The sequence below is a fragment of the Pseudomonas sp. NBRC 111127 genome (assembly GCF_001320345.1).
Lineage (GTDB): Bacteria > Pseudomonadota > Gammaproteobacteria > Pseudomonadales > Pseudomonadaceae > Aquipseudomonas > Aquipseudomonas juntendi.
The window spans coordinates 1-5189 of sequence record NZ_BCBD01000238.1 but is presented as its reverse complement, the minus strand read 5'-3'; the positions used below and the strand labels follow the sequence as shown (position 1 = coordinate 5189).

At 62.0% G+C, this 5189-nt stretch carries 4 protein-coding genes and 1 pseudogene; 3 read left to right on the top strand and 2 right to left on the bottom strand.

Annotation, left to right across the window (positions count from 1 at the left end):
* Positions 1–143: 143 nt before the first annotated feature.
* From mcpA to APH30_RS25940, 3 genes and pseudogenes are all read left to right on the top strand, one after another.
* Positions 144–785 (top strand): annotated as a pseudogene (gene mcpA / locus APH30_RS30065) (methyl-accepting chemotaxis protein McpA); the annotation flags it as partial.
* A gap of 162 nt (positions 786–947) precedes the next feature.
* Complete coding sequence (locus tag APH30_RS30060; protein ID WP_370593823.1) at positions 948–1688, top strand: methyl-accepting chemotaxis protein; 741 nt, start codon at positions 948–950, stop codon at positions 1686–1688.
* 132 nt (positions 1689–1820) lie between these two features.
* Positions 1821–2606: a sulfite exporter TauE/SafE family protein gene (locus APH30_RS25940; RefSeq protein WP_009682648.1), complete on the top strand. Its 786-nt coding sequence runs from the start codon at positions 1821–1823 to the stop codon at positions 2604–2606.
* On the opposite strand, the gene APH30_RS25935 is transcribed toward APH30_RS25940, so the two are convergent.
* Together APH30_RS25935 and APH30_RS25930 are read right to left on the bottom strand one after the other, a co-directional pair.
* Positions 2588–3148: a histidine phosphatase family protein gene (locus APH30_RS25935; protein ID WP_054914133.1), complete on the bottom strand. Its 561-nt coding sequence runs from the start codon at positions 3146–3148 to the stop codon at positions 2588–2590. The genes APH30_RS25940 and APH30_RS25935 overlap by 19 nt on opposite strands.
* Before the next feature lie 65 nt (positions 3149–3213).
* On the bottom strand, positions 3214–5022 hold the full coding sequence (locus APH30_RS25930) for an ABC transporter ATP-binding protein/permease (protein ID WP_054914131.1): 1809 nt from the start codon (positions 5020–5022) through the stop codon (positions 3214–3216).
* Positions 5023–5189: the final 167 nt, after the last annotated feature.

The following is a 5189-nucleotide window of genomic DNA, read 5'->3' as shown; positions in this document are numbered from 1 at the left end:
AAAACCTGGCCCAGGATATCGGCCAGCAGGGTGCCGGCGAGACCCTGGCCGGGTTGATCGAGCAACCCTCCTACACGCGCAACTTCCTGTTCACCTACCTCGGTCAGGCCAATGGGGTGTTCACCCAGCGCCCGGACGCCCAGATGCCTGCCGGCTACGACCCACGGCAACGGCCATGGTATGCAGCGGCGGCCAATGCCGGACAAACGGTGCTGACGCCACCGTACCAGGGTGCGGTCGGCGGCCTGATGGTCACTATCGCCACCCCGGTGAAAAGCAAGGCCACGGGGGAAATGATCGGTGTGGTTGGCGGTGACCTGACCCTCGATACCCTGGTGGAGATCATCAACTCGGTCGATTTCGGTGGCCTCGGCCACGCCTTCCTCGCCGATGCCAATGGCCAGGTGATCGTCAGCCCGAACAAAGACCAGGTCATGAAAAACCTGAAGGACATCTACCCCGGCAGCGACCTACGCGTCGCTGCCGGCATGCAGGATGTCACCCTGAACGGCCAGGACCGGATCATTTCGTTCGCGCCGGTCGCCGGGCTGCCTTCGGCCCAGTGGTACATCGGCTTGTCGATCGACAAGGACAAGGCCTACGCCGCACTCAGCCAGTTCCGCACATCGGCCATCATCGCCATGCTGATTGCCGTGGCGGCCATTGCCGGCCTGCTGGGCCTGCTGATTCCACTACTGATGCGCCCGCTGACCACCATGGGCCGCGCCATGCGCGATATCGCCGAGGGTGAAGGCGACCTGACCCGCCGTCTGGTGGTGCAGAACCAGGACGAATTCGGCGAACTGGCAACGTCGTTCAACCGCTTTGTCGAACGCATTCACGCCTCGATCAGCGAAGTGTCGTCGGCCACCCGCCTGGTGCATGACCTGTCGGAGAAAGTGGTCAGCGCGTCGAATGCGTCGATCAGTGGCTCCGAAGAGCAGAGCATGCGCACCAACAGCGTGGCCGCAGCCATCAACGAGCTGGGCGCCGCGACCCAGGAAATCGCGCGCAACGCCGCAGATGCCTCGCAGCATGCCAGTGGTGCCAGCGAACAGGCCCACGGTGGCCGGGAAGTGGTGGAAGAAGCGATCAACGCCATGACAGCGCTGTCGCAGCGCATCAGCGAATCGTGCGCACAGATTGAAACGCTCAATGCCAGCACTGATGAAATCGGCAAGATCCTGGACGTGATCAAAGGCATCTCGCAGCAGACCAACTTGCTGGCGCTGAACGCTGCGATCGAGGCAGCACGCGCGGGCGAAGCGGGTAGAGGCTTTGCCGTGGTAGCCGACGAGGTGCGCAACCTGGCCCACCGGACCCAGGAGTCGGCAGAAGAAATCCACCGCATGATCACCAGCCTGCAAGTCGGTTCACGCGAAGCGGTGCACACCATGAACACCAGCCAGGTGTCCAGCGAGCAGACCGTGCAAGTGGCTAACCAGGCCGGTGAGCGCCTGGCCAGCGTCACCCAGCGTATTGGCGAGATCGACGGCATGAACCAGTCGGTGGCCACCGCTACCGAAGAGCAGACCGCCGTGGTCGAAAGCCTCAACCTGGACATTACCCAAATCAATGCGCTGAACCAGCAAGGGGTAGAGAACCTTAACGAAACCCTGCGCCACTGCGATCAACTGGCGCAGCAGGCCGGCCGGTTGAAGCAATTGGTGGGGAGTTTCCGGATCTGAGAACCCGGGGGCGCCCAGCGCCCCCATCTCTACGCGGTTATAACCTAATAACGAACAAGTCTATTTGGCTATAAAAAAATCTATATGCTGGCTGCATCCGATAACGGGCAATGTTGGGCGGTCGAGTAGCGTATGGATGTAGGTTCTTTTGGTTTCACCATTGCGGGACTGGTCGTGGGTTTCATCGTCGGTATGACCGGCGTCGGTGGCGGTTCGCTGATGACCCCGATCCTGTTGTGGTTCGGTATCAACCCGGCGACGGCCGTCGGCACCGATCTGCTCTATGCCGCCATCACCAAGGCCAGTGGCGTCTGGGTGCATGCACGCAACAAGAACATCGACTGGAAGATCACCGGCCTGCTCAGCCTCGGCAGCGTGCCTGCGGCCGCATTGACCCTGTGGTTCCTGAGCACCCTGCATACCGACACATCGGCGCTCAATGCCATCATCAAGCAAGGCCTGGCGGTAGTGTTGATCCTCACCGCGCTGGCCATTTTGTTCAAATCGCGGCTGCAGGCTTTCGCCAGCCACCATGCCGGCGATCACTACCACCTCAGCGCAGGTACCCTGAACACCCTCACCGTGCTGACCGGCGTGGTGCTGGGGGTGATGGTTACACTGACCTCCATCGGCGCGGGCGCCCTGGGTACCGTGGCGTTATTCCTGCTGTACCCGTTTCTGGTCACCCGTCGCCTGGTCGGTACGGAAATCGCCCATGCCGTGCCGCTAACGCTGGTGGCAGGCCTTGGCCATGCCGGCATGGGCAATATGGACTGGTCGCTACTGGGCTACCTGCTGCTGGGTTCTCTGCCGGGCATCTACCTGGGCAGCCACCTCACCGGGCGGATCTCCGACCGCGTGCTGCGTCCGTGCCTGGCCGCCATGCTGTTGTTGATCGGCTACAAGCTGGCGTTCTGAACCTCACCCAGGCGCAGCCGCCACTGCCCGGTATGGCTCAGTTCCAGGCGTGACAGCGGCAACACATCGATACGCTGCCCGGCACTCATCGGGCAGCCCAGTACCTGCACCAGCACGGCACGCATGACCTGCGGATGGGTTACCGCCAGCCATTCACCCGGCCTGTCGAAAGCCGCCAGCCAGGCGGCCATCCGCTGGCACAGCGCAGCGAACGACTCCCCGCCATGCACGTTACTGGCTGGCTCCTGCAACCAATCGGCCAACGCTTCCGGCTGCTCGGCCTGCAACTGCTTCAGCGCCATGCCCTGCCAATGCCCGAGGTCGCAATCGGCCAAGGCGGGCTCGACATGCACCGTGCTCGACAACCACGCCGCTGTTTCGCAGGCGCGCCGCTCTGGCGCCGTCAGCAGTTGCACCGCTGGCAGGAGAGGCGCCGGCGGTTGCGAAAGCGGCAGGATGCCGTCATCAGCGCAGTGCAGGCGCCCGGTCTTCTGGGCCTGAGTCAGGGCATGGCAAATAAGGGTCAAACGGGTAGCTTTCATCAAGTGCCTCGGGTGGCGGACTGGTGCACAGTGCTTGGCATGCTGCGAGGCAGGCATGCTGAACACTATGCCAGCGCAGGCGCCTGCGCCACCAATGACCAACCGCCACGCCCATCCACCTCCAGCCGGTGAGTATGAAAACCTGCCAGGGTGCTGCGGTGCCCGACACTGAGCAACAGTGCCCCAGGCATTTCCGAGCGCAGCAGCGCATACAGGGCATGCTCGAGCCCCTCATCCATCGCTGAGGTGGACTCATCAAGAAACACCACCTGCGGCCGGTTGAACAGAACCCGGGCAAAAGCCAGGCGCTGCTGCTCGCCCACCGACAGAATATGCGACCAATCGCAGCTGACCTCCAGGCGCTCGGCCAGGTGCCCAAGATTGACCTGGTGCAGTACCTGCTGCATACGCGCCTGATCCTCGGGCTGCCCCACCGCCGGGTAGGCAATGACCGTGCGCAGGTCCCCCAAAGGCAAATAGGGACGCTGCGACAAGAACAGCGCCTGATGGCCCAGTGGGCGCCGCACCTCCCCTTCGGCATAGGGCCACAGGCCAGCCAGGGCGCGTAGCAGGGTGGTCTTGCCGCTGCCTGAAGGCCCCTTGATCAACAGCGCCTGGCCAGCTTGCAGACTCAGGTTCAGATCAGTGATCAGGGCGTGTCCATCCGGGCGCAGCACTTTCAGGTCGGCAATCTGCAGCGCATGGGCCTGCTCCGCGGTGAGTACCCGCGGCAATGCCCTTGCCTGCGCGTTGGCATCGAGAAAACCGGTCAGACGGTCCAGCGTAGCCCGGTACTGCGCGAATGTATCGTACGATTCACGAAAGAACGACAGTGCATCCTGCACCTGCCCAAATGCCTGAGACGTTTGCATGACGTCACCCAGCTTGATTGCCCCGCTGAAGAAGCGCGGTGCCTGCAGAATGAACGGGAACACGACTGCCACCTGGCTGACCCCCAGGTTGAAACCACTGAACTTGAGGTTTCGGAATACCAGCGCCCAGGCATTCACGATCAGTGCCGCGAAGCGCCCCAGCAAGGTGCCCCGCTCAACCTCGGCACCTTGGTAGAAAGCGACATTCTCGGCATTCTCACGCAGGCGCATCAGCGCATAGCGGAAGTTGGCGGTGAGCTTTTCGTTGAGGAAGTTCAGGCGAATCAAAGGCTGGCCCAGGCGGAAGGCGATCCAGGTGGCGACGATCACATACAGGTACACGGCAAACACCATCGCCCTGGGAATTTCAACACCGGCCACGGCCAACGGCGCTGACAACCCCCAGAGGATCCCGGTGAACGCCACCAGGGACACCAGCGCACTGACTGCCCCCAAGGCCAAGGACAGAGAGTTGCTGACGAAGGCGTTTACGTCCAGCTCGATACGCTGGTCGGGGTTGTCGACCGGTTCGGCAAGAAATTGACCACGGTAGTAAGCATCACCGTGCATCCAGTCACCGGTCAGGCGCTCGGTCAACCATACCCGCCAGGTGATGCTGAAGGCCTGGTTCACATAGAAAGAGCACAGCGAGCGCAGCACATGGATGCTGGCCAGCACGGCGAAGACCCCGAGCAGGTACCAGAATGCCCCTTGGTCCAGCCCCTGCAAAGCGCTGTAAAACCCGTTGTACCAGAACGAGAACAGCACATTGAGGCGTACGGAAAACAACGTCAGCACCAGCAGCAACGCAAACACCAGCAGTGACCGCCAACTGCGTTTGTAACTGAAATAAGGCCCCGCAAGTTGCCAGAACTGGCTGCCCCAGCGGGTATAGCGTACGGCCAGAATAGCGGCGGATGTGAAGCCGACAAAGGTGATGAACGAGGCGATTGCCAGCCAACTCAGGCTCTCTTGCAAGGCCTGGTGCCAGTTCATGTCCATGGTGAATGTCCGTGCTGAGTATTTCCGCGAGCGTAGCACTGCCCTATAACGCTTCAGGCATACATGACGTACATTTCATGAAAGCTGGCTGGCACGGGCTTCGCCCGTGTTCGCGGGCACGCCCGCTCCCACAGTGATGGTGCCGGGGATTATTTTTGGCCCACAGA